At 59.8% G+C, this 26321-nt stretch carries 24 protein-coding genes and 1 pseudogene; 9 read left to right on the plus strand and 16 right to left on the minus strand.

From position 1 onward, the window contains the following. Nucleotides 1–230: 230 nt before the first annotated feature. From OKW30_RS22195 to OKW30_RS22220, 6 genes and pseudogenes are all read right to left on the minus strand, one after another. The gene (locus tag OKW30_RS22195; protein ID WP_429347570.1) at nt 231–1391 is read right to left on the minus strand and encodes an IS30 family transposase; all 1161 of its coding nucleotides are present in this window, start codon (nt 1389–1391) and stop codon (nt 231–233) included. Between the two features lie 329 nt (nt 1392–1720). Continuing rightward, nucleotides 1721–1843 carry a YkvA family protein gene (locus OKW30_RS22200; RefSeq protein WP_409258999.1) on the minus strand — a complete coding sequence of 41 codons (123 nt, stop codon included), beginning with the start codon at nt 1841–1843 and terminating at the stop codon, nt 1721–1723. 86 nt (nt 1844–1929) lie between these two features. Continuing rightward, complete coding sequence (locus OKW30_RS22205; RefSeq protein WP_184025568.1) at nt 1930–3006, minus strand: AI-2E family transporter; 1077 nt, start codon at nt 3004–3006, stop codon at nt 1930–1932. 169 nt (nt 3007–3175) lie between these two features. Beyond that, nucleotides 3176–4046, minus strand: a pseudogene (gene htpX, locus OKW30_RS22210) (protease HtpX). Between the two features lie 155 nt (nt 4047–4201). Further along, complete coding sequence (locus OKW30_RS22215; protein ID WP_018419930.1) at nt 4202–4543, minus strand: hypothetical protein; 342 nt, start codon at nt 4541–4543, stop codon at nt 4202–4204. A gap of 122 nt (nt 4544–4665) precedes the next feature. Continuing rightward, nucleotides 4666–5550: a LysR family transcriptional regulator gene (locus OKW30_RS22220; RefSeq protein WP_429332186.1), complete on the minus strand. Its 885-nt coding sequence runs from the start codon at nt 5548–5550 to the stop codon at nt 4666–4668. A 143-nt stretch (nt 5551–5693) separates the two neighbouring features. On the opposite strand from OKW30_RS22220, the gene OKW30_RS22225 reads away from it, so the two are divergent. Together OKW30_RS22225 and OKW30_RS22230 are read left to right on the plus strand one after the other, a co-directional pair. Next, nucleotides 5694–6524: a TerC family protein gene (locus OKW30_RS22225; RefSeq protein WP_429347571.1), complete on the plus strand. Its 831-nt coding sequence runs from the start codon at nt 5694–5696 to the stop codon at nt 6522–6524. A 98-nt stretch (nt 6525–6622) separates the two neighbouring features. Beyond that, nucleotides 6623–6940, plus strand: a complete 318-nt coding sequence (locus tag OKW30_RS22230) for a zf-TFIIB domain-containing protein (protein WP_429347572.1) — start codon at nt 6623–6625, stop codon at nt 6938–6940. Nucleotides 6941–7739: 799 nt separating this feature from the next. On the opposite strand, the gene nhaR is transcribed toward OKW30_RS22230, so the two are convergent. After that, on the minus strand, nt 7740–8636 hold the full coding sequence (nhaR, locus tag OKW30_RS22235; protein WP_184072707.1) for a transcriptional activator NhaR: 897 nt from the start codon (nt 8634–8636) through the stop codon (nt 7740–7742). 146 nt (nt 8637–8782) lie between these two features. On the opposite strand from nhaR, the gene OKW30_RS22240 reads away from it, so the two are divergent. The 3 genes from OKW30_RS22240 (at nt 8783) to OKW30_RS22250 (ending at nt 10594) form a co-directional block, all read left to right on the plus strand. Continuing rightward, nucleotides 8783–9274: a CBS domain-containing protein gene (locus OKW30_RS22240; RefSeq protein ID WP_429346513.1), complete on the plus strand. Its 492-nt coding sequence runs from the start codon at nt 8783–8785 to the stop codon at nt 9272–9274. Nucleotides 9275–9356: 82 nt separating this feature from the next. Further along, a complete protein-coding gene (locus tag OKW30_RS22245; RefSeq protein ID WP_429347777.1) occupies nt 9357–10304 on the plus strand; it encodes a Tim44 domain-containing protein in 948 nt (315 codons plus the stop codon). An 8-nt stretch (nt 10305–10312) separates the two neighbouring features. Beyond that, nucleotides 10313–10594 (plus strand): hypothetical protein, encoded by a 282-nt coding sequence (locus tag OKW30_RS22250; RefSeq protein ID WP_429347573.1) that lies wholly within the window; start codon nt 10313–10315, stop codon nt 10592–10594. Nucleotides 10595–10748: 154 nt separating this feature from the next. Here OKW30_RS22250 and OKW30_RS22255 read toward each other — a convergent pair whose 3' ends face one another. Genes OKW30_RS22255 through OKW30_RS22270 form a run of 4 tightly spaced genes read right to left on the minus strand, consistent with a single transcriptional unit; the run spans nt 10749 to nt 16958 of the window. Then, nucleotides 10749–13448: a CoA-binding protein gene (locus tag OKW30_RS22255; RefSeq protein ID WP_187631383.1), complete on the minus strand. Its 2700-nt coding sequence runs from the start codon at nt 13446–13448 to the stop codon at nt 10749–10751. Between the two features lie 27 nt (nt 13449–13475). Then, nucleotides 13476–14762 carry an ATP citrate lyase citrate-binding domain-containing protein gene (locus OKW30_RS22260; protein WP_429347574.1) on the minus strand — a complete coding sequence of 429 codons (1287 nt, stop codon included), beginning with the start codon at nt 14760–14762 and terminating at the stop codon, nt 13476–13478. Between the two features lie 7 nt (nt 14763–14769). After that, the gene (locus OKW30_RS22265; protein ID WP_429347575.1) at nt 14770–15657 is read right to left on the minus strand and encodes an amidohydrolase family protein; all 888 of its coding nucleotides are present in this window, start codon (nt 15655–15657) and stop codon (nt 14770–14772) included. Then, nucleotides 15654–16958 carry an MFS transporter gene (locus OKW30_RS22270; protein ID WP_429347576.1) on the minus strand — a complete coding sequence of 435 codons (1305 nt, stop codon included), beginning with the start codon at nt 16956–16958 and terminating at the stop codon, nt 15654–15656. The genes OKW30_RS22265 and OKW30_RS22270 overlap by 4 nt, the downstream gene beginning before the upstream one ends. 143 nt (nt 16959–17101) lie before the next feature. Between OKW30_RS22270 and OKW30_RS22275 the strand changes: the two genes are divergently transcribed. Together OKW30_RS22275 and OKW30_RS22280 are read left to right on the plus strand one after the other, a co-directional pair. After that, nucleotides 17102–17845, plus strand: coding sequence for a GntR family transcriptional regulator (locus OKW30_RS22275; RefSeq protein ID WP_429347577.1), 744 nt, complete (start codon nt 17102–17104; stop codon nt 17843–17845). Nucleotides 17846–18153: 308 nt separating this feature from the next. Further along, nucleotides 18154–19461 carry an MFS transporter gene (locus OKW30_RS22280; protein WP_187631378.1) on the plus strand — a complete coding sequence of 436 codons (1308 nt, stop codon included), beginning with the start codon at nt 18154–18156 and terminating at the stop codon, nt 19459–19461. Nucleotides 19462–20381: 920 nt separating this feature from the next. Here OKW30_RS22280 and OKW30_RS22285 read toward each other — a convergent pair. Then, the gene (locus tag OKW30_RS22285; RefSeq protein ID WP_429347578.1) at nt 20382–20558 is read right to left on the minus strand and encodes a hypothetical protein; all 177 of its coding nucleotides are present in this window, start codon (nt 20556–20558) and stop codon (nt 20382–20384) included. A 159-nt stretch (nt 20559–20717) separates the two neighbouring features. Between OKW30_RS22285 and OKW30_RS22290 the strand changes: the two genes are divergently transcribed. After that, on the plus strand, nt 20718–21269 hold the full coding sequence (locus OKW30_RS22290) for a glycine zipper family protein (RefSeq protein ID WP_429347579.1): 552 nt from the start codon (nt 20718–20720) through the stop codon (nt 21267–21269). Between the two features lie 121 nt (nt 21270–21390). On the opposite strand, the gene OKW30_RS22295 is transcribed toward OKW30_RS22290, so the two are convergent. The 3 genes from OKW30_RS22295 to OKW30_RS22305 form a co-directional block, all read right to left on the minus strand. Next, complete coding sequence (locus OKW30_RS22295; protein ID WP_429347580.1) at nt 21391–22941, minus strand: NYN domain-containing protein; 1551 nt, start codon at nt 22939–22941, stop codon at nt 21391–21393. Nucleotides 22942–23105: 164 nt separating this feature from the next. Further along, the gene (gene clpP / locus OKW30_RS22300; protein ID WP_018421618.1) at nt 23106–23753 is read right to left on the minus strand and encodes an ATP-dependent Clp endopeptidase proteolytic subunit ClpP; all 648 of its coding nucleotides are present in this window, start codon (nt 23751–23753) and stop codon (nt 23106–23108) included. 90 nt (nt 23754–23843) lie between these two features. Then, on the minus strand, nt 23844–23990 hold the full coding sequence (locus OKW30_RS22305; protein WP_429347581.1) for a hypothetical protein: 147 nt from the start codon (nt 23988–23990) through the stop codon (nt 23844–23846). Between the two features lie 24 nt (nt 23991–24014). On the opposite strand from OKW30_RS22305, the gene OKW30_RS22310 reads away from it, so the two are divergent. Further along, a complete protein-coding gene (locus tag OKW30_RS22310; RefSeq protein ID WP_429347582.1) occupies nt 24015–25070 on the plus strand; it encodes a sigma-70 family RNA polymerase sigma factor in 1056 nt (351 codons plus the stop codon). Here the strand turns inward: OKW30_RS22310 and OKW30_RS22315 are convergent. Further along, a complete protein-coding gene (locus tag OKW30_RS22315; RefSeq protein ID WP_184023079.1) occupies nt 25026–26300 on the minus strand; it encodes an EAL domain-containing protein in 1275 nt (424 codons plus the stop codon). The genes OKW30_RS22310 and OKW30_RS22315 overlap by 45 nt on opposite strands. Nucleotides 26301–26321 lie beyond the last annotated feature (21 nt).

Here is a 26321-nt window from a genome sequence, read left to right on the forward strand (position 1 = left end):
GAGAATACTCACGGCGTCCGTCCTTATCCGAAGCTCAAAAAGCATCTGTAGCCCAGTACACGCAATAGTGATAGCAGGACCATCATCATTGCAAGTCCCCTGGCTGCCATATCCGGGGCCCTGCCAGCCGATATTGACCCATCACCGCGTGCGGGCTCTTTCCGGCCATCAAGGGACACTCGTTTGACTTGTGGTGGCGACATTCGACCGGCCGTTGCACTCGGGCGGATTCAACCGGTGGATGCAATAGTTTGCTGGAATCGTTCGGCGGGCGTCTCGTAGTCCAGTGTCTTTCTTGGACGCTCGTTCAGTCGTCTTGCCACAGCGTTGAGTTTGGCCTGCGAATACACTGACAGATCGGTACCTTTCGGGAAGTACTGCCTCAATAGTCCATTCGTGTTCTCATTCGACCCACGCTGCCAGGGATGTTGCGGGTCGCAGAAGTAGACGGCAATGTCGGTGGCGACGGTGAAGCGCTTGTGCCCGGCCATCTCCGTCCCCCGATCCCAGGTGAGCGACTTGTAGAGTTCCTGCGGTAACTTGCTGGCATGTTTGATGAGCGCATTGATGACCGTTTCGCTGTCCTTGCTGGCTATCTTCACCAGCATGACATAGCGTGTCTGGCGCTCGACGAGCGTCGCAATCTGGCTGCTGCCGCTACCGCACAGCAGATCACCTTCCCAGTGGCCCGGTACCGCGCGGTCTTCAACGCTAGCCGGGCGTTCGCTGATCGATACGGTGTCACGAATCCTGCCGTGATCCTCCGTCTTTAGCGTGTGATGGCGCGAACGGCGCATGGCCCGGGTGCGCCGCAGGTGCTCCAGCAACTCCTTCTTCAGGGCCCCACGGGCCTGTATGAAGAGAGAACGATAGATTGTCTCGTGGGACACGTGGTAGTCCTCGTTGTCTGGGTACGCGCGTCTGAGCCATCCGGCGATCTGCTGCGGTGACCACTGCAGTTGTAGCTTGGCTGCCACGATGTGCGCCAACATCCGGTGCTCAACCAGTTTACAGGCTTTGGGTCGCTGCGCGCGATCCCACGCGAGCTGATCGGCGTGGCTTGCCCGATAGCCGTCCGGGCCGCTGTTACGTTTGATCTCACGACAGATGGTGGAGGGAGCTCGCGAAAGTCGCATGGCGATTGACTGGATCGAATCGTCGGCCGCAAGTGCCCGTGAGATCTCTTCGCGCTCCTCCAGCGTCAATGCCAATCCCGATCGATGCCTTTGTGGTGGCTGGATTCCACCTGTCTCAGCCAGAATCCCCTGTACAGACGAGTGGTTCCGCTCAAAAAGCTGGGCGATCTTCTGGAGAGACTCTCCCTTCCGCCAACGTTCCCACATCAGCGCTTTCTGCTTCTCGCTGTAGTAAATCCGGCGTCGCTGTTTCATCTGCAACACTCCCACTGCTTGCGCAGTCTTCAGTGTGTTGCATCCACCGGTTGAATCCGCCTGGCTTGACCGGACATTCAACCGATTGCTACGTCAGCTGTCGCACAACGTGCGAGGCGTGCGACCAGTTCAGCGAGCAAGCCAACGCCACAGCAACCAGGCGCCGAGTGCCCAGATAGCCAAAATTGTCGCGAGACCGACTATGCTTCTTGGCTTTACCGGTTGTCAGTTAGCCAGCCTTCGGCCTTTCCGCGATTGTCTTGGATAGACAGCCTTCGGGATGAGACGCAAGCACAGCCAGACTCCAGGCGGCACGACGACCAGATCTGTCAGATGCCGAGGACGGGTATGAAGTCGGGAATAAGGTCGACAGGGCTGAACGCATATGCCACCGTTGCCAATGCGAGAAATTTCGCAAGCAACGGCGTGGCCGGATCGCGACTGGCGAACATAAGCGTGACTAAATCTCGCTTTAGCCGCGTTGCCCAAGCCGTGAGTGATTGCAGCAAGCAGTTGATCACTTCAGCAGTGCGTTGGGCTAGCCTTGTGTTCCCGTGCCCACGGTTGCCTGTTCCTCCAGCCACCCACGCCACACTGCCATCAGGACCGCCAGGATGACGGGACCTACAAACAGTCCTACCAGGCCGAAGGCCGCAAGCCCGCCCAGCACACCGAACACGACCAGAAGAAACGGTATCCGGGTAGCGCTGCTGATCACGAGCGGACGAATCAGGTTGTCCACCCAGCTAACGACCAGTGCGCCCCAGAGTAAAAGACCGACCCCGGCTATCGTTTTTCCTGTGACGAGGAGCCATACACCGATCGATCCCCATACGAACGGCGTGCCAAAGGGTATCAACGCGATCAGCACCGTAAACGCAGCCAGCAACACCGGCGCCTGCATCCCGGCCACCCAGTAACCCAAGCCGGCAAGCGCGCCCTGCGCCAGTGCCGTCAACACGAGCCCGTAGACGACCGCCTTGGTCGTTCCGCCGATAGAAGCGAGATAGGCGTCCAGGCGATCGCCCAGAAAACGCCGTAGTATGCGGCGCACTTGATCCAACGCGCTTTCGCCGTCCCGGTACATAAAAAACAGTGTCAGCAAGGCAAAACCCAATTTCGTCGCATTGCGACCCACGCCGCCGACTAACTGGCCGACCTCCCCGGTCCACTGCCGGCCCCACTCAGCGATTTGCGCGCGCAAAGCCATCGGATCGGCCGATACTTGATTCAGTAGATCCTGCAGCCACAGCCCGAGCCACGGGACGCGCGCAATCAATTCCGGCAGTTTGTGCGGCCCATTGGCGAGGTAGCTGGCGACGGTCTGGTAGGCCGCGGTCAGTTCGTCACGCAGCAGCACGATCAGCCAGATTGACGGCAGAATGAACGCCACCGAGAGAATGATCGTCATCAGCATCGCGCTGCCGGTGGCGTTCCCGCGCATAAGCGAGCGCAAGCGGCGATAAGCGGGCCAGGTCACGTAGGCAAAGATGGTGGCCCAGGCCACTGGCACCAGGAACAGGTGCAGCACTACGTAGCTCAGCACTACGAGCCCGCCAAGAAGAAATGCAAGGATGATGCGCTTGACCAGGGACATCTGATAGCTCTCGTCCATGAACGCCTTCCCTTTAGATACGCTGAGAATTTGCGGGCGCGCCGGTGCTTCCGCCCCGCCGTGGCACGTGGTCGTTACAGGAAGCCCCATACCGGCCCGCGCCTGAGCACCCCCTGTCTAAACGTCGACGTCGCATGTTGGAATGCCGCGCGCAGCCCTGCTTTACTGACTACCGGCTGCTTTGCAGCACAGCAATACGCCTGTCGATCGGTGGGTGCGTGGAGAAGAGCCCGAGCCACCCCGGCTTGTCGGTGATGCCGGATGCCTTGAAGGATTGCGGAAGTTCGCCGGGTGCAAGTCCCACCCAGGCGGGCCAGCGCATTGATCATCGGTCGCGGAGAAGCCAGCAGTTGCGCAGAGCCCGCATCAGCGCGGAACTCGCGCCGGCGCGAGAAGTACGCGACGATCACCGAAGCGAGAATGCCGAAAATAATCTCGCAAACAATAACGGTAATGTAGAAGCCGGGACCGACACCGCGTTCGGTACGAAACAAGGTCTTGTCCACGAAGTACCCGACCACACGGGCCAAGAAAATCACGAAGGTATTCACCACGCCCTGAATGAGCGTCAAGGTGACCATGTCGCCGTTGCTCACGTGCGAAATCTCATGGGCAAGGACAGCCTCCACTTCCTCCTTGTTCATCGATTGCAGCAATCCGGTGGAGACAGCCACCAGGGCTGAATTCTTGAAAGCGCCTGTGGCGAACGCGTTCGGCGCGCCTTCAAAAATTGCGACTTCCGGCATACGAATGCGAGCACGCTGCGCGAGCTCCCGTACAGTGTCGATCAGCCATTGCTCAGTCGAATCGCGCGGCGAATCGATGACACGCGCCCCGGTTGCCCATTTCGCCATCGGTTTGGAGATAAGCAGCGAAATGATGGAACCGGCGAAGCCGATCACCAGCGAGAACACGAACAGCGCATTGAAGTCGAGCCCGCTCCCGGTCAAGAAGCGGCCGACGCCCAACACATTCATTACTATCGAAAGCACCAACACCACCGCGAGGTTGGTGGCGAGGAACAGCAAAATTCTTTTCATTCACAAGTCTCCTGTGGAAACTGGCTGAATGACTGCGGTGACATTAAACCCTCAACTCTCCTTTGACACCGGATAACCGAAAGGTTTATGTAATGTTTCTATTTCAGCACAAGACGTTTGCTATCTGGCTTCATAGGAATTCGCGCGTACCTTGTTCATCGCCCGTAAACGGCATCAAAATCACGGGGACCCCGAGTCGCGATGCGCGCCTGCTGCCTGCGGATGATCGAACGCGCCGCGCGGGCCAGCGCGAGATCGAGTGCGCCGCGCCAGTCTCTTGCGATCGACGTCACGACGACAGGCGTCGCATCGGGCGTCTGCACCTGCACCTGGCAGCGTTTGTCGAGTCCGCCGCGCGGGCCGTTGATGTCCGACATGCTGACGGTCGCCTTCGAAATCAGCCAGTCCATGCGGCGAAACACGAACCGGATGCGTTGGCGCGCGAAGCTGCGCAGACGGACGGCTTCACGGTCGCGGGACTTGAACAGGACTTGCATGAGACACCTCCTTCGTGGGTACGGCTCAAGAGTACGGTGAGGAGGCGTCGAGGAAAAAGCAGAAATAACGGAAATGCAGCTTCGGAAAAACCGAACCTTCTTTTTCGTGATCACGAACGCGCTCACGCATGCGCCGCACTCAACACCTTTTGCGTCAAAGGATGATGCCGCCCGCGCCGCGACACGATTGCGTGTATTTCCTCCTTCACTTCCGGCGAGCGGCCGAGCCAGCGCAAGCCGCGATGCATGGGATCGTTGCGCTCGGCGCCGAACGCCGCGAGCGGAAACACGCCCATGCCGCGCGACGCGAACAGCGCCATCAACGCGCTGTCCTCGAACTCGCCCGCGACGCGTGGCCTGATGCCTTCCGCTTCGAACCAGCGGTCGAGGCGCGAACGCAGCGACGAGTGCCCCGTCGGCAGCAGCACCGGCAGCGACGCGAGGCATTGCGGAAAATGATCGACATGCGTTTTTCGCACCACGGCGGCCGGCCCGTACCAGTCGATCGGCGAAGCGATCAGGCGCTCGCTGGATAGACGCAGATTCGAGTTGTGCGGCGCGGGCTGGCTGGACAGCACGAGATCCAGATGGTGATGCGCCAGTTCCGCCAGCAGGTCTTCCGCCTCGCCTTCGTGGCAGAGCAGCCGTAGCGAAGGCGTGTCCAGCACGCCCGCAAGAATGGCATGGACGGCCAGCTTCGAAATGCCATCCGTCAAGCCGACCGCGAAGCGCGCGACGGTCCCGCTGGCCGCTTCGCGCACTTCGTCGTGCAACGCGCGCCCGATCTGGAAGATTTCCTCCGCTCGCGCATACGCCGCCTGTCCCGCTTCCGTCATAGCGACGCCGCGTCCGGCGGGCTTCAGCAGTTGATGTCCGAGCGATTTTTCCAGTTCGCGCACTTGCGCGCTGATGGTTTGCACCGCCATGTCGAGCCGTTCGGCGGCGCGCGCAAACCCGCCTTCCTTCACGACGACCCAGAAATAGTGCAAGTGCCGGTAGTTGAGCATGTGTGGCCTCACTTCGAAAAAACCGAACCAACCGTCAGCTTATCACTGGTTTTTTCGAATGCGGCGCCAGGCGATCATGCTTTCCACAGGCTGTGACCCAGTAATCAGCCGTTTTCGTCTCAACCGGACAACGACGCTCGCAAATGGAATCCTTACTGACCCTGGCCGCCGATCCCGCTGCATGGGCTGCACTCGTGACGCTCGTCGTGATGGAGATCGTGCTTGGCATCGACAACCTGATCTTCATTTCGATTCTGAGCAACAAGCTCCCCGAAGCGCAACGCGCGCGCACGCAGCGTGTCGGCATCATGCTGGCGCTGCTGATGCGGCTCGGCCTGCTGGGCACCGTCGCGTGGATCGCGCGTCTCACCGAGCCTGTGTTTTCCGTGTTCGATCACGCGTTTTCGTGGCGCGACCTGATCCTGCTCGCGGGCGGTCTGTTCCTTGTGTGGAAGGCCACGCGTGAAATGCACCATCACGTGAGCCGTGACACCGAGGCGCACACGAATCCTGCGATGGGCGTCGGCGGCCTGACGGTGACGGCTGCCATCGGCCAGATCCTGCTGCTCGACCTCGTGTTTTCCGTCGACAGCATCATCACCGCGGTCGGCATGACGGATCACCTGCCCATCATGTTCATTGCAGTGATCGCTGCTGTCACGGCGATGTTGTTCGCGGCTCGCCCGCTGTCGAAGTTCATCGAGCGCAATCCGACCATCGTCACGCTTGCGCTGAGCTTCCTGCTGGTGATCGCGATGACGCTGATTGCCGAAGGTTTTGGTTCGCACGTGCCGAAGGGCTACATCTATACGGCCATGGCGTTCGCAGGCTTCGTCGAAGGCATGAACATGATGGCGCGGCGCAGAAAGGACAAGCGCGAGCACGAGGCGGCAGTTTTGGAAGCGGAGCGTGAAGCCGGCTCCGAAGCAAGGTCTGAAAAGACGCAGACCAGCGGTTCGGCTTTCTCGAACTGAACGAAGCGGACTGAAGCGGACTGACAGAAGTATCGGGGCGGTTGAACGCCGCCCCGACCGGCAGCACAAAGGTTGAACGTTACGAAAGGAGCAACGCAATGAAGTGCCCCGTTTGCAAGACCCCCGATCTGCTGATGACCGAGCGTCAGAACATCGAGATCGACTATTGCCCGACATGCCGTGGCGTATGGCTCGATCGCGGCGAGTTGGACAAACTGCTGACCCAGATGCAGGACACGCCCGAACCGGACAACAGAAGCAATCAGGCCGAGCGCGACGAGCGCTACGGCGACCGCGACGGCCACCATGACCAGCAGCGGGGACGGCGCAACGATTCTTACCACGGCGATCAGCGCAAGCACTACGATCCGCGCCGCAAGAAGAAGTCACTGTTCGATATGTTCGACTTTGACTGACCTGCATGCGTCCTGAGCTCGAACTGTTCTGGCGGGAATTCCACAACCGGCGCCGTCTCGCAATTGCGTTGTGGCGCTATCTGAAGGACGGGGTGATACCCGAGGGGGCGCAACTGAAGTCAGTGATCCGCAAAGGCGTTCCGACAATATCAGCATGGAAAGCGCGGGACACGACGTATGGGCGGTTTGAAGTGAACATGCCCGTGGGGTGCCCGGGTTACTCACGTAACCGATTCTTGAGATGGGGCGTGCTCCCGAAAAGAAATTCCGGTGCAACGCGCAACAGATGAGGCTGGCTAGCCGCCAGCGGATAGAAGGTGGTGACTGCGACACGAAGTTGCTTGCAGGAGCTGTTCCCGCTTCAACATGAGGGAACCGCCCGTGTCACCGGGCGCGTCTAGGAGTCTGAATAAAGAGCGACTCTGACAACGTAACGAAGCATCGCAAGATGCGGGGTATCAATCGCGAGAGGCGTACCCTTCACATCGGAAACGGCCATAGACTTCATCTGCCCGGCCGTTTGATCAGGCGAGCCGTCGGCCGCAAACTTTGGATAGATCGCGTATGGACGTCGACTCGATATAAAACGCATGCGTGCTTCTCGCGGACATTAGCAATCTGTTCATCGCTCTAATGGAATAGCGATAGTAGCTATTGTCATCATCGAATTGAACACGCGTGCGTTCGCATCGAGACCTTCGAGGTGATCGCCGCGTTCCCGCTACGTAAGGGGCCGCAAGCGCGCTCAAACCAGGGTGTTGCCGGCATCGCGAGGTCATCCTACACAGAAACGGCCCCGCTAAACGTTGAACAGTTCGCTACGCGCCGCGTCCATGATCATCGCGACAGCCGGGTGGCTGATGTGGCGCTCGATAGAGATTGCAAAAAATTCCTCGACGATCGAATTGATCTGCCCGACTATCGTCAGGTTGTGCTCTGTCTGCAACTGGCTTTCGAGCACGGTTGGCGCGAACAGCAGGCCGCGGCCTTCGCGGCCGAATGCCATGGTCATCGCTCCGTCGTCGAACTCGCCGACGATGCGCGGCGAAATGGCGTGCGAGGCGAGCCAGTGATCCAGCTTGCGCCGCACGGCGGATTCCGTGCCGGGCAGTAGCACAGGCAGCTTGTCGAGCGACATCGGGAAGCGTTTTTTGCTGCTTTGAATCAGCGCCTGGGTTGCGAAGCAGCTTAGCGTCGAACGTCCGAGGCGGTGATTGAACGCCTTGATGTTGACGTCGACGGGAATGGGGGCGTCCGCGATGATCAGATCGAGGCGGTGCACGGCCAGTTGCGCGAGCAGCGCGTGCAGTTTGCCTTCGTGGCAGATCATGCGCAGCGACGCCGACGCGCTCAGCGCGGGTTCCAGCAGCCGGTACGCAATCGCCTTGGGGACCGAATCCGCGATCCCGACGCGAAACCGCGTTTGCGCACCGGATTCGCTTTCGCGCCGCACAGCGCTTTCGAGTTCCGAACCTAACGAAAATATCTCGTCGGCGTAGTCGAGCGCGAGGCGCCCCGCATCGGTCAGTTCGAGCGTGCGGCCGGTTTTCCTGAACAGCTTCTTATCCAGCGCCTCTTCGAGAAGCTTGATCTGGCCACTGAGCGTTTGCGGCGTGATGTGCAACTGCTCGCCCGCGCGCACGATGCCGCCCGCGCGAGCCGCGACCCAAAAGTAATAGAGATGCTTGAAATTCACGAACCCTCCACCGATTACGGAAAGATATGTTTTTCTCGAAGTATCAACAATGAAAATACGAATTTTATGTTGGCATGGGTTCTGTTAGATTGAGACCTCGCCCCGAAGCGTCGGCGGGCGTTTCATGAAGCTGACAGAGGTGACATATGGCATCGGTTGCAGAATTGCTGCGTGCGAAAGCTTCCCGGACAGTGTGGTCGATCGAGGCATCCGCTTCGGTTTGCAACGCGATATCGATCATGGCTCACAGGGAGGTTGGAGCGCTCATCGCCGTGCACGACGGGCGCATAGCCGGCATCGTGACGGAGCGCGATTACGCCCGGAAGATCGTTCTGATGGAACGCTCGTCAACGAATACGCCTGTGCGCGACATCATGTCGACGGCGGTGCGTTATGTCAGCCCGAAGCAGACGACGGACGAGTGCATGGCGATCATGACAGAACATCGGATTCGCCATCTGCCTGTGATCAGCGCAGGGCAGGTGACAGGAATGGTGTCGATCGGCGACCTGATCAAGAACCTGATTTCCGAGCAGGAACACACCATCCGGCAACTGGTGCACTACATCCACGGCAACGGTTTTCACGCCGCTTTTGATGGATCGAAGGCACAACCGGCGGCGAGCTTGCGTAGCTAAAAATATTACTGTTCGTAATGTATTCGTGCGCGCAAATGGAGCGCGTTGCGGGCAGTTTCGCGACTCATCGAAAGAGGTTTTTATGTACACGCAAATCATCAACAAATTACGACGTGCTGCCGGTGCAGTCACGCGCGGGACGGCCGCGCTCGGTCTGGCGGGGCTGCTGGCGCTGGGCGCCGTGGCGTCGACCGACGCCGAGGCGAAGCGCGTAGGCGGGAGTCAAAGCATCGGGCGGCAGTCGCAGACGGCGTCGCCGTCTGGACCAGCGCAGCAAAGCCAACAGGCACAGCCGGCACAACAGGCCGCGCAGGCGCCAGCTGCGGCAGCGGGTAACCGCTGGATGGGCCCGCTGGCTGGTCTCGCTGCGGGCCTTGGGATTGCAGCATTACTGTCGTCGTTTGGCCTGGGCGAAGGGCTGGCGCAGATGCTGTCGAATGCGTTGCTGATCGGGGCGGTGATTTTCGCCGGCGTGATGCTATTCCGCTTTATCGCCAACCGGCGTCGTCCGGATCTTGCCTATGGACACGGTCCCGTGAACCGCCAGCAAACGAACGGCTCACGGTTTCTGAATCAGATCCCGCAAGCGCGGGGCTGGCCGAACGCGGCGATGGGTTCGACGGGAGCAGCGGACACGGAGAGGACAACGGGACGACCACTCGAGCAAGATCAGGCGGCGTTTCTTGTATCGGCAAAGACCTTGTTCATGCGCCTTCAAGGCGCATGGGACCGGAACGAGCAGGGTGACCTGTTCGAATTGACGACACCGGAGATGTTCGCGCAAATCAAGCGGGACCTCGAAGCTCGGGGTCGCCAGGTGAGTCATACGGAAGTCACGCAACTTGACGCAGAAGTGCTTGGCACAGAACGCAATGCGGATGAAACGCTGGTTAGCGTTCGCTTTTACGGTCAAATGCGGGAAGACGATGCGCCGACTGCCCAGCCGTTCCAGGAAGTCTGGAACATGGTCAGCGACGCACGTGGCAACCAGGCGTGGAGACTGGCCGGCATTCAGCAAATTGACGGATGAGAGCGTGGTTGAAACCGGCAGCGGTCTGCTGCCGGTTACTCGTGAGGGTGGTGCGCGCCGCGGAACTACCTGAGACCAACCTTTCGCCAGCAACCGTGCGTGAGAAAGTCGAGCGCCACTTGCGGAGTGGCAAACGCTGGGCGCATGAGGCGATGGTCGGCCAGATTCGGTCATTCGCTAACAAGACCTGGATCGTCAACAATCGACGAGCCGAGACGATGGTCTTGACGCAGCTTCCTTTCCGCCAGGCAGAAGACGTCAATGATGAAATTGCTGACTGTTCGCGTTAAACCTCCCGTTCGGATTTGCGCATGTCCTTGGTCCGGGTACCGCACACATCAGAGGCAGTGAACCGGTTTGACCGCCGCAACTTAGGGACATCAGACAGATGTGAGCGTAAGCCCGGCAGCGTAGAAGGACGTCTAGCGCTGCCGGGTCATCCCCCTACGCGACGAAACGGCACTCCGACGCGGGTGTCCGCGTATCCATGTTCCTTCCGCGGTTCATATGGTCGTCGATTTCAGCCGCGCAACCGAGCATGCGGGGGTATAGAAATATAGTGAAGGCGGCCGTCTCCAAGGCGTTGCGGGAATAGGTTCCGTCACGATATGGCTGCCAGAGCATCTTGAGCAGCAACGCGGCAATCACCGCGTCGACGTTGACGCAGTAGACGTTTCGCGAAACCCCGGCGTCGAACAGACTTTGCACCAACGTCCGATAGAAGTCGTGGAAGATGTTATATTCGCCGCGCTCGGCGAACAACTGCCGAACGAACACTTCACGTGGATCGTGGTTGACCGGCTTGTCCTTAAACACCGGATGATTCACGCCGGGAATCTTCTGAATGTCGAGGCTGCCGCTCGTTTTCTTGCTCGATTTGTATTTGGCGTAACTTTCGACGTACGTCATCGCCAGTGCTTTCAGATCGAGCCCGTGAGCCGGGTCGCCCGGGTCAGTCAGTCCACTATCCCTGAACTGGTCGAGCAAAAATGCAATTCCCTCGAATCCATTTCCGCCGTGTGTATAACCGCTGTGCGTCAGGAAGCCGATTAACGCCTTGTTGAGCTGGACGCGTTCGGGGTCTTCGGGACCGTCAGCAGAGACCGCACCTTTTGCACCCTGCGCGGAAATCGTTCCTGGTCCATTTGACAGCAGCAGACCGACCAGCAATTGGAAGGAAAACAAGTCGCTCGTGCCTGGCGACAATCCAAACAACGCGCTGAAGGCGGTTTCACCAAGCGACCGCTGCTCCAGGATTGCTTTCGTTTCGACGCCGCAGAAGCTGTCCGGGCAGTGCTGATCCGACGGCACCGACGCTCCGATTAAAGAACCGAACAGCTGTATCCACCAGGGAAGGCTCTCGGCCGAAAGGCGCGAAATGCGTTTGCGCATTAGCGGTCCCCATGCGAGCGTCGCGCAAATGGCCGCCAGTACGGCGTCAGTAGTCGGTTCGCCAGGCAGGCTTTCGATATATCGCACGAACGTCGACTTGACGTCGCGGGCGTTGAGTCCGTCCAGGATTGCGCGAGCCCGCAAATCAGGTTCGCTGCCGACGAACAGGCTTAAGTCGCTGACTTGGGCGCGAGAAAAGTCGAAATTTTCGTCCGTCGCGTTCTCGAGCCTCACCGCAGCGAACGCGTCGATTAGAGCGCGGACCGCCTGGCGGGGCCCGACTTGCCCGCGCGGCCCGATAATGCTCGCAGCGGCGGCAAGAACAGTGTTCGGTGCATTACCGGCATCCCGTGCAGCCTGCGCCGCCGCGAGTGCAGGATGTCCATACAGGTTCAGGAACGCACTCACAGCGACGTTGATTAGCGCGCGGTCGTTCATCCCGCCGGGTTCGTGGAGCAGCGCGAGGCTTACGTTTGTCTCAAGGGGGTACTGCGCCGCATCAAGCATCGAAACGCCGTACAGACTGGTCACCTGCGACTTCGGGTCCATCTGCGACGCGCCAGAAGCATCCTTCATCGACTGTCGCGGTGGTACAGCTCCAACCTGTTTGTCGAGCGCGGCAATCTGGGCATCGTATGGGGCCGTGGCCTGCACGACAGGCAAATCGAGCGCCTGCGGCAGGCTCAATCCGCGGTGACTGCTAAACCACGGTTTTAATGCGAGGTTACCTTCCGGCTCGAAATCTGGCCTGCAGGCGTTTTCACGCATCACAGCCGTGAGTGCTGCGGGTATGTGCGCGATGTTCGTGACAAGCGCACCCTTTGCCGACACGGCCGGATTGTCCGGTGTGAACACACTTGACACCCCGAATTTATCGAGAAACCATTGTTCTTTCGATGCGGCGTCGTCCGCGCCTCCGGACATAGCACCCGCGTGTCCGACAGCACGGGTCAGCTTTGACTTCCAGCGACCCACGACGCACGCAACCACCGGCTTCGTAAAGTTGGCGTCGAGCTCGTAGTAGCCGCCCGGTTCAACATAAAGAACGGCGGCCTTGCTTCGCGCGTCGTTTGCCAGCGCCGCAGCGAACTCGGGCGCCGCGAATTGAATGTAGACGTCTTTGCCACTTGAAATGGCTGTTGTCGTACCCCATCCGGCCATCCGCAGGTAGGTTGCAATGGTCGTTGTGAAGTTGCCCGAGTTCGAGAACAATGCAATTGAGCCGCGTCGCAATGCCTCTTCAGGATTGTCGCCGCCCAGCGCTCCGCCGATACGCACCTGGTTCCAGGTGTCAGCTACGCCGAGGCTGTTGCCGCCAAAAATGTCGATGCCGTTGGACTGACCCATCGCGCGGATTTCGCGGGAGTCACTGACGGCCAGCTTTTCGGTGACGATGAAAATCTTCTTCAGTTCCGGGTTGACGCGGATAAGCTCGGCCACGCCATCTCGTGCAGCGGAAGGAGGGAGGTAGATGACGCCGCAGTTGAACCTGTGGCCATCGTTCAGTCCTTCGAGAACGTTGTTGTAGACCGGCACGCTTCCAAGTGCCGTTTCCAGTACCTGGCCGCGCTTTCCCGGAGCCGTGCCAAACACCACATTGCCACCGGAATAGGCATGACCGACGGGCGTGACATCGCTCGACTCGCCGCCCAGAATATTGAGCACGCAAACGCGGTCGTCCTTTGTTGCAACTTGGGATAACGAACTAATTCCTACGAAGTATTTAAAATCGCCAATGCCCTGCTTGTACATAATGATTCTCCTCAGTCGATGAGATGCTCAGGCAGCCCGTTTGACCGCAATTCCCAGCTTCGCGGCAATCTGCTCACGGCCGCCTGCTTTCATCCATTGGTCAACCTGCTTCGCATGCAGGACGACCTCGCTCATGTCCGAGTCAAACCCGAAGAAGGTGTACGGCAATCCCAGTGAATCGAGCGTGTCGCGCAATGCTCCCATTCCGCGAACCAGATTCGGACCGCCACGGCCGACCACCACATAGAGCGGCGTCGGGCCGTGCTGACTGAAGTGCTCGCGTAACGCGTCGGCCATTGCGCGAAATGTTTCGAAAATATCCGTGTTGTTCGACTTTCCACCAATGATGAACAGCACATTGCTCTGCTCAATCCAGTGCTTGAAGCAGATGCGGGCGACTTCCTTCATCTTTTCGTAGGGTGGGTTGCCGCCGAAGTCTGACGAGATGATGGCGTCGTCTCCGAGCATTTGCGTGACAAGGGAGTTCGCGCCGCCACCGAACGTCGGAGCGAGAATGCTGCCCTTCGCGTTAATGACGTAGACGTCGCTCTGCCCTTGATATGTGCGAAGCTGGTTGATTTCCTGTTCGAAGTCTGAATAGTCGACTGCGAAGAGATGCGCGGGCAGGTCAAGGCGCTGCCAGCGCGGGTCATCACGGTCGAAGCCGCATTTGAAGTCACAGGCGACGGGTGTCAGCCGTCCCTTGCTATCCTCACGCATCCGGATTGGATTGAGTTCGAGGGTCGTCATTCCGAACCCGTGGTAGAGCTCCCACAACTTGGGGAGGTGCTGCACAAGCGGCGAGATAATCTGTTTGGGTGCGCCCAGCGTCGAAAGCGCGTTCGCCACGACGAACGCCTTGAGCCCGGTGAGCGGGTCAAACGGAATCTGCACAACTTGCGACTTGTCCAGTTCCTCGATGTCGACGCCACCGTGATGTGTGAGCGTCATCGTCGGTGCGCGGAAGTGTGTCGAGTCGGTAATCGAGAAATAGACCTCGTACTCGGCCGGCACACCCGCCTCAAAGGTCACACCGTTGGCTTTCGACACAGTATTGGCAACGTGATGTTCGACGAAGTAAAGACGCTCCTTCTCCTTCAAGGCGGTCGTCAGGTCAGTCGCGCGGCCAATCAGACCGGCCTTGCCCTTCTTGCCAACACCGCCCTTGAAAACCGGCTTGATGAAAATCATCCCGTGTTTTTTCAGCATCGCTCGAATCTGCTCTTCGCTGGCGTCCGGACCCAGAATTTCGGGTGTCGGAAAGCCCACGAACTGCAGCAATCTGGCGCCGTGCAACATACCGGTGACTTGCATGATGACCTCAGGAAGTGAGTTGGGAAGTCGGTGTCGTCCGGACAATATCCCTCACGGGGTCTTTGTCGAACCCGTAAAACGAGTGCGGGGTTGAGCACAGGATTGCCTCGACAATCGCGGGCGCAAGATGTAAGTCCAGCAACGCGGTGAGCGTCCGGCTGTAGTTCGTCGCATGTTCAAACTGCGTGTGTGGCCAGTCGCTGCCCCACATCAGACGTTCGGCGCCAAATGCGTCTATGAGTTGGTCCGTGGCATCGCGCATGAAACTCGAGTCCGGCTCCGAGCACCGATAGACGCCAGAAATCTTGACCCACACCCGGCCGGATGGGCCAAACTCCAACAGGTCGTGAAACCCCGGGTCGCGTGTGCCGCTGTCCGGGTCAGGGCGGCCAAAATGGTCAACGACGACTGGCAAGCCCTCATCCAGCAAAGTGTTGACGAGCGGCGCCAGGTCCGAGGCCTCCCTGTGCAACTCAACATGCCAGCCTAGTTTTGATAACTGCCGCCAAAGCGTTACATATGGCGCCGAGCCCAGCTTGGGGAGCGTCTGCCCGACAAGGTTCAGACGCACGCCCGTCACACCCTGGCAGTTCAGCCGCTGCAGGTCGTCTTCTGAAATTTCGGGGGACACGACTGCTACACCTCGCAGCCGGCTAATGTCGCTGGTCAGCGCCTTTAAAAGATGGCTGTTATCGGTGCCGAGAAAGCTGGGCTGCACAAGGACGGCATTGCCAATATCGTTCTCGTCCAGAAGCTTCAGGTAGGCGTCCAGCGTTGCGTCATAGTCGGGTGCGTAGCGCCGTCCGTCCGCCAGCGGCAGAGTCCGGGCAAACACGTGCGCGTGCGTGTCAACGCGCGGCAGCCGTGGCCGCGCGATGGATGGTGCCTGAGTCATCGCTGGCTCCGGGGATGGTCAAGCGCTAATTCGGCGTCGGCGACCGGTCGCGAAGCCTGTTCGACGCCGGACGGCCGCAACCGCTTGCCGCGCGTTTCGGGAAGCAGCAACACGGCAACCATCGCCAGCCCATACGCAATCGCGGCATCGATGCCAATCGCTGCTCCCAGCGACATCGAATGACTCATGTACCCGACCAGCACAGGGAAACCCGCCGAGGCGATGCGACCGAAGTTGTAGCAAAAGCCGACGCCTGTCCCGCGCATGTCCGCAGGATAGAGTTCGTTGAAAAGTGCGCCCAGGCTGGCCGGGATGCCGGCGGCGAAAAAGCCTAGCGGGAAGCCCAGAACAAGCATCTGCGCGTTGCTCAATGGAAGCATCACGTAGGCGAGCACGGTGACGATGCAAGAAAATGCAAAGAATGCGATGTTGCGCCGGCGTCCGATACGGTCGAGCAGGTAAGCGCTCGCCATACAGCCGCACCAGAAAGCCACGATAACAACCGCAAGATACCCACCGGTGTTGAGGACCGACAGATGTCTTTCCTTGGAGAGGAAAGTCGGCAGCCAGGTCATGATGGCGTAGTATCCGCCGTGTGCGCCTGTGCCCAGAATCGCCCCGATGACGGTGGTCTTGATGACGCCCGGCTGGAATACTTGCGCGATTTGCCCCCACACAGAAACAGCGGGTTCAGCGCGAGACGGCTCAACGCGCACAGGTTCGCGGAGATTGCGGCGGACGTAGAGGACGAGAAGCGCGGGCAGCAGGCCAACACCGAACATGACACGCCACGCCGTGTCTGACGGCAACCACGAAAAAGCTGCGGCATACAACAGCACTGCGCCGGCCCAGCCGACAGCCCAGGCGCTCTGTACCGCGCCCATGGCCTTGCCGCGGTGTTCCGTCCGGATGGTCTCAGCCATCAACACGGCGCCTGCAGCCCACTCTCCGCCGAACCCGAACCCTTGCAGGGCCTTCAGGACCAGTAGTTGAGGAAAACTCTGGGCGAAGGCGCAGAGGAACGTGAAGCTGGCAAACCAGAGAATCGTAATCTGCAGCGTCCGCACCCGACCAATCCTGTCGGACAAGGCGCCCGCCAACCAGCCGCCCATCGCCGATGACACCAGTGTCACGCCGCTGATTGCGCCCGCCTGCGTGTGGTCGATGCCGTACGCTGCGATGATTGCGGGGATTGCCAGGGTAAACATCTGCACATCGAGGGCATCGAGGCCCCAACCCGCGAAACATCCCCAGAAGGTGTTTCGTTCGAGAGGTGTGCCTTGCTTGTACCAGGTGAACATCGCCGTCTCCAAGGTAAATTCATATATTCATGTATATGACTATATGTTTAGTTTAGGCGCCTCGACGAAGAAGTCATTGGGGATTTACCCTTGTTCCTGCAGATGTTGTACAGTGACTATTCCTGTGAACAACTATATGAATCATGGATATGCAGTCGTTCTCGCCCAAGCCAGACGGTCGATTGCCCCGGTACCAGCAGCTACGCGATGACCTGGTGCGCCGCATCGCGGAGGGCGAGTGGGCGCCAGAAAAGGCAATCGACACAGAGGCGGAGCTCAGCCTGTTTTATAACGTGTCGACCGGCACACTTCGGAAAGCCATTGATTTGCTGGTGGCCGACGGGGTGCTCACCCGCACCCAGGGAAAGGGGACCTTTGTCCGGCGCCCGCGCTTTGATTCGTCGTTGTTCCGCTTCTTCCGATTCAAGTCAGCTGACGGGAAGCCGGTCCGACCGACGGCGAAGGTGCTCAGCCGCGAGGTCGTCAAGCCAAACGAGACGATTCGCTCAACCTTGCGGATGAAGGCGACGGAGAAGGCTGTTCATCTCTCGCGGGTACGACTGATTGACCGACAACCGGTTTTGTCGGAAGAAATATGGCTTCCACGAAGCCGTTTCGAAGCGCTGGCGACTCTGCCCCTTGGTGGCTTCGAAGATTTGCTTTATCCGCTCTACGAGCGGCTTTGCCGCCAAATCGTCGCATCCGCAACCGAGATTCTGAACGTCGAACAGGCGACGGACGCTGATGCAGCGCTCTTGCATATCGACGTTGGCAGCCCGGTAATCCTTGTGCACCGTGTGGCATCCGATTTCGCCGGGACGCCTATTGAATGGCGCACCACGCGTGGTGCTGCTGCAGCGTTCCAGTATCAGGTCGATATTCGCTGACAACGCGACTCCCTCGCCGCGTTCGGTGCCGTCATAGGGACCGACAACGCGAACTGACTCTCTGTCACCCGGCAAGTCGCATTTTGCCCGCGACTTTCAGGGCTCTACACCTCGTTCGCCGAATACATCACTGGTGGCCAGCTGCGGCCGCAACTCGCTTGCGTGCGCTCGTCCGGGTTATACCTCATTGCAGCCCGACCTCAAACATACAAACATATATATGACTATATCAATCTGCTTGTTTTCGTCTGACTGACCGTTTTCGAAACGCCAGTCGAGCGGCAGCGGGCATGGAACTTGGAGCGAACATGTCTACGTCCGTAACACGTGAGCAGCAGGTAATGAAGAAAATGGCATGGCGGCTGATGCCGCTGCTGATTGTCATGTTTCTCATCGCATTCATCGACCGGCAGAACGTGGGCTTCGCGAAACTGGAAATGGTTCAGGCACTCGGCATGACGGAAGCCGCGTATGGCCTTGGAGCGTCGCTGTTTTTCATTGGCTACCTCCTGTTTGAGGTGCCCAGCACACTGGCGCTTCATCGTTTTGGGGCCCGGACGTGGCTCGCTCGCATCATGATTACGTGGGGCGTCGTTACAGTGCTAATGGCGTTCACCAGGTCCCTGCCAGCTTTTTACTCGTTTCGGTTTGCGCTGGGCGTTGCTGAAGCCGGCTTTTATCCAGGCGTCATTTACTACCTGACGCAGTGGTTTCCTCAAAGCTACCGGACACGTGTGCTTGGCCTTTTTACCCTCGGCAGTTCGCTGGCAAACATGCTTGGCGCGCTGGTCGGAGGGCTGCTCCTTTCCTTGGGCGGAACACTGGGACTGGCGGGTTGGCAATGGGTCTTCCTTGCCACCGGTCTTCCGGCAATACTGATTGCCTTCGTAGCGCTTAAATATCTACCGAGCTCCGTCAAGGAAGCGAACTTCCTTTCCCAGGACGAGAAGGACATTGTGGTCGCAGCGCTTGTGCGCGATGCGTCCCCGGAAGCAAAGGCGTCCCGGCCATGGGCGGCATTGCTTGACCCGAAGGTTCTCATGTTCGCAGCGACCTACATGCTGATGTCGACGTCGCTGTACGGTGTTACGTACTGGTTGCCTACGCTGGTCAAGAGCTGGGGCGTTTCGTCGAGCGTGAACGGCCTGCTCAACATGATTCCGTGGGCACTCGCGACACTTCTTCTGCTTTGGCTTCCCGGGAAGCTCAAACGTGAACAGGTGGTGTTAAAAGCAATGGTCGTGGTCGCAGGCATCGGCGTTGTATGTTTTGCCTCCAGCCTCGTATTGCCGACGGTCTCGTTGCGCTTCATCGCCCTGTGTGTGGGTGGCGCCTGTATTCCTCTGCTGTACCCTTGTTTCTGGTCGCTTCCCCCGCGCTTCTTTTCCGGCGCTCGAGCCGCGGCAAGTGTCGCCGCCATCAACTGCATCGGCAATCTCGGAGGGTTCTTCGCACAGAACCTGATGCCGTACGTCGGCAAAGTTAGTAATAGCCATGTCGCACCCATGCTTGTTCCGACTGCATGCCTGTTAGCTCTCGCAATCGGGACCGCGATTGCGTGGACAGTCGGTGGGCATCGCAAGGCGGCGCTTGCATCGTCAACGGTTCGGCTTTGATGAGAGCGCTGACACGCCTGGGCTCTTTGCACAGATGCAACGTGCACTTATTCGAGCCGCACTTTTCGACTGGTTGCAGGCTGAGTGCGGTTCAACATCGCGAACGGTTAAAGCCATCCGGGCTGGCTGGAGGCAGTTCCGTAGCAAGGCTCAAATCGAGCGCGCGTCGCCCTTTGTGCTTCTTCGGATATATGACGGGTTGTACGCCTGTAACCCCATCGTTTGTACGAGGTGAACGACCGCTTACGAGCTAGCTGAATGTCTCTTCGGGGTCGACTAGCGACGATGAGGCGCAGAACTTGACAAGGTTCGCAGTTCAAGGGTGCTAGAGCGGCGAACGATAGATCGAAAACCTTTTGATCGCGCCAACGCTTTCTTGCGCTCGAGATGAGCGCAGTTACCCAACCACTGCTGCCGGCGTCGACGAACAATAAAGTCAAGAAATGTCCTTTCATGACGATTTCAACGCAGTCTAAACGCCCTAATAACGCGGGGGTCGTATGCAACTGGGTATGAATGGAGCGATTCCGATACGAAATTTGGTATAGTAGTCCGACATTTGCCGCCCGTCTGCGACAACATGATACTTTTGCTTTCCAAACTTTATTGCGGAACGTTCCAAACTTTATTGTCGCGACACATGCCGGTTGCAGATCGCCGTCTGATGTCGTGATCCTTGCGGCCGCGATTGAAGATGGTAGCCAGAGACGAAAGCCCTCCATCGCGAGGGCTTTTTCTTTCTGGAGGCGATTGGAAGGGGAGGGATTGTATTGCTTACCACCGAGGGATGCCCTTCTTACGCGCTTCTGAAAGAAGTTTGTCACAGTTGGTAACTGCGGTTTGGCGGGGCGCGGCGCTAAATGAAATTGCCCTGCGGCTAATCGTCGGGGCCAGAATTCCTGGATATCTGCCGATGCCGATCACCCCGATCCCCGCCCGTCGACTTCGCCGAACTGGCCGGGGGCGGGCACTGGCGGCGGATGGTTCATGTACTGGAAGTTCTGCGCGTTCGCGGCGCTCGGGAAGGTCGTCGTGCTCGGTTGCTGGAGTACGACGTTCGGCGCGGCCGGCGTCGTGTCAATTGATTGCCAGCTCATCTACACGCATTACTTGATATAACGTACCAATCGCCGCGGCGACTCGCCGCAAGGTCGAGGCCAGCCAGCCGGGCAAAAAACTTTCTGTAACTGAGCCGTAACCACGGAATTTCGCGATTAGCCTAACGTTTGAATTCCAATCCTCCGAAGTGCACCGCCATGATTTCCAGCAATAAAACGATCGGCCTGGCGATTCCCGCCGCCGTTATCGCGCTCGCGTTAGGCGGTTGCGCAGTGGCGCCACCGAGCGGCCCGAGCATAGCCGCGATGCCGCGCAGCGGCGAGCCGCTCAGCCAGTTCCAGCAGAACGACTACGCGTGCCGCGACTACGCAAATCAATCGACGAATCCGTCCGGCGCTGCGCAGGCGGCCACCACGAACAGCGTGAACAGCGCGGCGCTCGGCACGCTCGGCGGCGCGGCGATCGGCGCGCTGTTCGGCGCCGCGGCGGGCAACGCCGGCGCGGGCGCGGCGATCGGCGCCGGCAGCGGTCTGCTGATCGGGGGCGCGAACGGCGCGAATGGCGCCCAGTATTCGGCGACCGGCATGCAGGCGCGCTACGACACCGCCTACGCCCAGTGCATGACCTCGAAGGGCGAGACGATTGTTCAGCCGCAGCCTTACTATTCGACGCAACCGGTGTACATCGCGCCCCGTCCTTATTACGCGCCGTCTCCGCCCGTCATGTATGCGCCTTATCCGGCTTACTGAGCGGTGATAGCTGAGGCCGGCCGGCTTGCTTGTCTTGCATTGTCGGCCGGTACTGCATTTCAAGTCCGAAGGACGGTTGGGCGGTAGCTTTTAGTGACGATCGTCGAATCCGTGCCGCTCCTTATTCCGCGCTGTCGGTCGATGCCGCTTTGCGCGGGCGACGGCTCCGGGACGCCGTTTTACGGGCTGCCTTCCTGGCGGCCTCAGACCCTTCTTCCGAGTTGATTGCTGGAGCAGGGGGCGCGGCCGGGGCTGCGATCTCAGGTACTTCCTCGATCGTGCCTGGCGTGCTTTTATTCACTTTCTTCGCGGCCGTTTTGCGCGATGCGCGCTTTTTGGCGCTCTGACGCTGCGCCGATTGGTCGCTGTCGGTGGAATGGTCGGTTCCTTGGCCGAAAACGACTTGTTCAGCGGCTGTATCCGCTTTCGCTGTTACAGCGCGAGCTTTGGACTCTTCAGCTATCGGTTCAGTGACGAACTCATGTGGGAGCGGCGCGTGTTCACGCGGTTCCTGCCGCTCGACCTCTTCGGCGGGTTCCGCGTGTTCGGTGAGCGCCGGATCGGTAGCCGCATGCTCTTCATCAGCCATTTCGTGGTGACCGCGCTTGCCGTGCGCGGCCTCCTGCTGACCCCGCCCCAGCTTGCGGTTGTTGCGCTCCTTGCGCCGCGACTTGTGCTTGCCGCCCGACTCGGACGCGGCCGCTTGCGCAGCCTGCGCTTCATACGAATGTTCGGCCGCCTGTTCAGCCGATACCGCTTCAGCCGACCCCGTTTCGGCAGGCTCCGCCGCGGTTTCGCCGATGGTTTCACTTGCCGCTTCACTCGCGACGTTCACGGCTGAGCTTCGATAGACGTACGCGCCTGACTTTTCATCGCGGCCGAATTCGAGCAGCCCGCGCGCCTGCGCTTCTTCAAGCAGATTGCCGAAAGCACGAAACCCGTAATACGTCTCGTTGAAATCCGGCTTGCGCCGTTTGATCGCGTTCTTCAGCACGGACGCCCAGATCTTGCCGCTGTCGCCACGTTCGGAAGCGAGCGCGTCGAAGGTCTGCACCGCAATTTCAACGGCCTTGCTGCGGCGCTTCTCCAGATCCTCCTTGGGCGGGGCTTTCTCTTCGTCAGGCGCACGTTTGGCTGCCTGCTGCGCGCTTTGCTGCTGGCGCGACGATTCACGCCTCACGACTGTGCGCTGACTTTCGCGTACGAGATCGTCGTAAAAAAAGAACTCGTCGCAATTCGCAATCAGCAGATCCGAGGTGGACTGTTGCACACCGACGCCGATCACCTGTTTGGCGTTCTCGCGCAGCTTCGACACGAGCGGCGAGAAATCCGAATCACCACTGATGATGACGAACGTATTGACGTGCGATTTCGTATAACAGAGATCGAGCGCATCGACGACGAGCCGGATGTCGGCGGAATTCTTGCCCGATTGGCGCACGTGCGGAATTTCGATCAACTCGAAATTGGCCTCGTGCATCGCGCCTTTGAAGCTCTTGTAACGATCCCAGTCGCAATACGCTTTCTTGACGACGATGCTGCCCTTCAGCAGCAGGCGCTCGAGCACCAGCTTGATGTCGAACTTGTCGTACTTCGCGTCGCGCACGCCAAGCGCGACATTCTCGAAGTCGCAGAACAGCGCCATGCTGACGTTTTCGTTGGATGACGCCATGTGTATCTCCATTGAAGCGGTCGTCGAAGTCGACGAATCGCGACATGATAGCGATTCCAGCGAAGGTGAGCAGCTTTTGTGGTGCGCTCGCACCGATCGGTAGGTGGGAATTTGCAGCCAGCGGTCCAACCGGTGGTCCAGCGGGCGGCTCGACGTCAGTTCCGTTACAGGGTGTCGCGACGGCCTGCGTTGTTCCATGTCGCGCGAGCTTCCAGCACGTCATCGATCAATCCATATTCCCTCGCTTCGAGCGCCGACATGAAGTTGTCGCGGTCGGTATCGCGCGCGATTTCTTCGATGCTGCGTCCGGTCCGCTCGGCCATCATCGCATTCAGACGCGCTCGTACATACAGCACCTCCTTGGCCTGGATTTCGATGTCCGCCGCGGTGCCCTGACCGCCGCCCGACGGCTGGTGAATCATGATGCGCGCATTGGGTAGCGCATACCGTTTGCCGCGTTGACCCGCGGTGAGCAGAAAGGTGCCCATGCTCGCGGCAAAACCCGTGCACAAGGTCGAGACCTCCGGCTTGATGAACTGCATGGTGTCGTAAATCGCGAGGCCGTCATACACGGAGCCGCCGGGCGAGTTGATGTAAAAAGAAATATCCTTGTCGGGGTTCTCCGATTCGAGAAACAGCAATTGCGCGACGATCAGACTGGCTGACTGCTCGTTCACGGGCCCGACAAGAAAGACGATGCGCTCGCGCAGCAGGCGGGAGTAGATGTCATAGGCACGTTCGCCCCGGCCGGACTGTTCGATCACCGTGGGCACAAGGCCGAGGCCGGAGACAGACGGATAACTGGAAGGCATGGATTCCTCGTTCAGGATGGATGGCGCGGGCATTCCGGGATGCGCAGGCCGCCGCGGATCAGAGGCCGCGTGACATGCGCCGGTTGTTGCTCATTTGACGAAGCAGCCGCTGGCGTTGTGACAGAGAATTTTTTTGTGCCGCGCTGTCACATCACCGGTTGCCCATGCGTCAAGCTCAGGAATACCGAGCATGACGCGCGCCTGAGCCATGCCACCGGTATGCAGCCGCTTTTTCACCACGCACCATCGGGAGGTCTACGCATGACGGAACAGGGAATCGACAAGGCATCCAGTTTCGAGGCCGCGCGCGCCCGTCTGCTGGCACTCGCATATCGGATGCTCGGCAGTCGCGCGGAGGCCGAAGACGTGGTGCAGGATGTCTGGCTCAAATGGCACCTGGCCGATACGCAGGCGGTGCAAACGCCGGTCGCGTGGCTCACCACGCTCACCACGCGCACGGCGATCGACCGTCTGCGTCATGCACGGCGCGAGCGTGCGTCACAGGCTAGCGGCTGGTTGCCGGAGCCGTGGCTCGACGAGGTCGCACCATCGGCGGAGGAGTTGGCGTTGCGAGCGGCAGATATGTCGTACGGCGTGATGCTGCTTCTCGAACATCTGAAGCCAGACGAACGCGCGGCGCTCGTCCTGCATGAAGCGTTCGAGTGTGGTTATGCGGAAATCGCCTCGATTCTCGAGCGCACACCGGCCGCTTGCCGGCAAATGGTTCATCGCGCCAAGGAGCGTCTGAGACGTGCGGGGGCGCCGTTGGAGCGGCCCGATCCGGCGGTGCATGGGCGAATCGTCGAGCGTTTGCGCGCGGCGCTCGAAGCGCAAGACCGGGCGGGCTTGCTACAGCTTTTCAGCGATGCGCCGCAACTGATCAGCGACGTACCTTTGTACGCTCCGCCCCCTCCGTTCCCCACAGCCAACCCGGCCCTTCGAGCACAAGGGCCAACGCCTGAAACCGAAGCGCAATGCGACCGCGAACCGGGTTCAGGTCCGAAGTGGATGGCTGTAGTCACATCGCTCGCGCAACAGGCGAGCCATGCCGAGGTGGTGTCGATGGCGGGTGCGGTGTGCATCGCACTGTTCTACGACGGCGACATCGTCGGGTTAATCGACGTGGTGACGGATGGCAAAACGGACCTTTCGGCGAAAATCGTCTCGCTGCGCATCCTGACCGGCGCCGCGCATCTGCAGGCGGCCAACCGGATGCTGGGCCGTGATGCGGTCACGGAACTGCTTGCCCGCATCAAGGACCATACGGGGGCGTCAGTTACGGTGAGCCGCGACTTCCCAGTTGATGTCGACGCATAGCACCTGCGTACCATGCGATGTGTGCGCGGCAATCGAGGCGGTCACGCACAGATGCGCTTCGTTGATCGACAGATACGGCGGCGTCAGATGAACCCGCCCCGGTTGACGCATCGCCTGAATGAAGTACGGGCGGCGCTCCCAACTCGCGCCTTCGGAATGCAGCAGCGGGCTGAAGCGCTTTGCGCGTTGCGACGTGCGGCCCGGCGGCAGCACGTTGTCGCCGATCTGCCGGCCCGAACCGTCCAAAACAAAGCAGCGCGCCGTTTCTCCGAGCGCGAGCAGAGGTGCGGTCGCCTGCGTGATCGATTCCCCGGCAACCAACTGCGCGGCGGCTGCCTCGAGCGCCGTGACATACGGCGCGAGCCGCGCGGATTGCGCTTTCTCTCGAGCGGCAACGCGTTCGCGCAGCGAAGCGGAGAGCGAATCCATCAGGCCAGCGGCAACTTGCGGCTTGACGGGTTCGACGCTCGGACCCGCGAAAAATGCGCCCTGGACGAAGTCGACATTGCATTCGAGCGCGATCAGCGCATCACGTTCGGTGCTCAGACCGCCCATCAGCACCAGTTGCCCAGACTCGTGCAACAGAGAGACGAGGCCCGGCAACACGCGCTCGATATGCGAGTGTTCACTCGCTTGCGCGAGGATGCAGCGGTCGAGCGTGACGATGTCCGGCCGCAGATTCCACACCCGGTCGATGTTCGAATGCTTGGCGCCAAAGCCGTCGAGCGCGATCAGGAAACCGGACTTGCGCAGCGAATCGACGATTTCGGCGAAGCGCGTGGTTTCGCCGCCAGCCTGTTCGGATACTTCGAGCACCACGCGCTGCGGCGGCAGGCCCAGCGCCTTCAGGCTGGCAAGCAGCGCGTCGCCGTAGCTGGTGTCCATCAGTGCGGCCGGATGCAGGCTGAGGAAGAGCCATTCGTCGTGGCTGTCGAATGCGTTGAAGTTGCCGAGGTGCAGCGATTCGGCCAGCCGTCCGAGTTCCAGCAGATCGCCGCGTCGCGCGGCCTGCGTAAAGACTTCGTGCGAGGGCACTTGCCGCTCATGCTCGTCGTGCACGCGCAGCGACGCGTGATACCCGATCGCGCGCCGGTGCGATACCGAAAAGACCGGCTGAAACACGCTGAAAACGGTGTAGCCGCCATAGAGAACGGTACGGCGGGAGCCTTCGTCGCCGGCCATCGGGCGTGGTGGCTGGAAGCCGGGAGGATCGAGTTCGATCATGCTCATCGTGTCAGTCGTGTGGAAATG

This window comes from Paraburkholderia sp. Clong3 (assembly GCF_050436485.1).
GTDB lineage: Bacteria > Pseudomonadota > Gammaproteobacteria > Burkholderiales > Burkholderiaceae > Paraburkholderia > Paraburkholderia tuberum.

Bases quoted from the DNA above. Each gene is read 5' to 3' on its own strand.
- OKW30_RS22195 (WP_429347570.1), bottom strand. From the start codon at position 1,391: ATGAAACAGCGACGCCGGATTTACTACAGCGAGAAGCAGAAAGCGCTG.
- OKW30_RS22200 (WP_409258999.1), bottom strand. From the start codon at position 1,843: ATGTTCGCCAGTCGCGATCCGGCCACGCCGTTGCTTGCGAAATTTCTC.
- OKW30_RS22205 (WP_184025568.1), bottom strand. From the start codon at position 3,006: ATGGACGAGAGCTATCAGATGTCCCTGGTCAAGCGCATCATCCTTGCA.
- OKW30_RS22215 (WP_018419930.1), bottom strand. From the start codon at position 4,543: ATGCAAGTCCTGTTCAAGTCCCGCGACCGTGAAGCCGTCCGTCTGCGC.
- OKW30_RS22220 (WP_429332186.1), bottom strand. From the start codon at position 5,550: ATGCTCAACTACCGGCACTTGCACTATTTCTGGGTCGTCGTGAAGGAA.
- OKW30_RS22225 (WP_429347571.1), top strand. From the start codon at position 5,694: ATGGAATCCTTACTGACCCTGGCCGCCGATCCCGCTGCATGGGCTGCA.
- OKW30_RS22230 (WP_429347572.1), top strand. From the start codon at position 6,623: ATGAAGTGCCCCGTTTGCAAGACCCCCGATCTGCTGATGACCGAGCGT.
- OKW30_RS22240 (WP_429346513.1), top strand. From the start codon at position 8,783: ATGGCATCGGTTGCAGAATTGCTGCGTGCGAAAGCTTCCCGGACAGTG.
- OKW30_RS22245 (WP_429347777.1), top strand. From the start codon at position 9,357: ATGTACACGCAAATCATCAACAAATTACGACGTGCTGCCGGTGCAGTC.
- OKW30_RS22255 (WP_187631383.1), bottom strand. From the start codon at position 13,448: ATGTACAAGCAGGGCATTGGCGATTTTAAATACTTCGTAGGAATTAGT.
- OKW30_RS22260 (WP_429347574.1), bottom strand. From the start codon at position 14,762: ATGCAAGTCACCGGTATGTTGCACGGCGCCAGATTGCTGCAGTTCGTG.
- OKW30_RS22265 (WP_429347575.1), bottom strand. From the start codon at position 15,657: ATGACTCAGGCACCATCCATCGCGCGGCCACGGCTGCCGCGCGTTGAC.
- OKW30_RS22270 (WP_429347576.1), bottom strand. From the start codon at position 16,958: ATGTTCACCTGGTACAAGCAAGGCACACCTCTCGAACGAAACACCTTC.
- OKW30_RS22275 (WP_429347577.1), top strand. From the start codon at position 17,102: ATGGATATGCAGTCGTTCTCGCCCAAGCCAGACGGTCGATTGCCCCGG.
- OKW30_RS22280 (WP_187631378.1), top strand. From the start codon at position 18,154: ATGTCTACGTCCGTAACACGTGAGCAGCAGGTAATGAAGAAAATGGCA.
- OKW30_RS22285 (WP_429347578.1), bottom strand. From the start codon at position 20,558: ATGAGCTGGCAATCAATTGACACGACGCCGGCCGCGCCGAACGTCGTA.
- OKW30_RS22290 (WP_429347579.1), top strand. From the start codon at position 20,718: ATGATTTCCAGCAATAAAACGATCGGCCTGGCGATTCCCGCCGCCGTT.
- OKW30_RS22295 (WP_429347580.1), bottom strand. From the start codon at position 22,941: ATGGCGTCATCCAACGAAAACGTCAGCATGGCGCTGTTCTGCGACTTC.
- clpP (WP_018421618.1), bottom strand. From the start codon at position 23,753: ATGCCTTCCAGTTATCCGTCTGTCTCCGGCCTCGGCCTTGTGCCCACG.
- OKW30_RS22310 (WP_429347582.1), top strand. From the start codon at position 24,015: ATGACGGAACAGGGAATCGACAAGGCATCCAGTTTCGAGGCCGCGCGC.
- OKW30_RS22315 (WP_184023079.1), bottom strand. From the start codon at position 26,300: ATGAGCATGATCGAACTCGATCCTCCCGGCTTCCAGCCACCACGCCCG.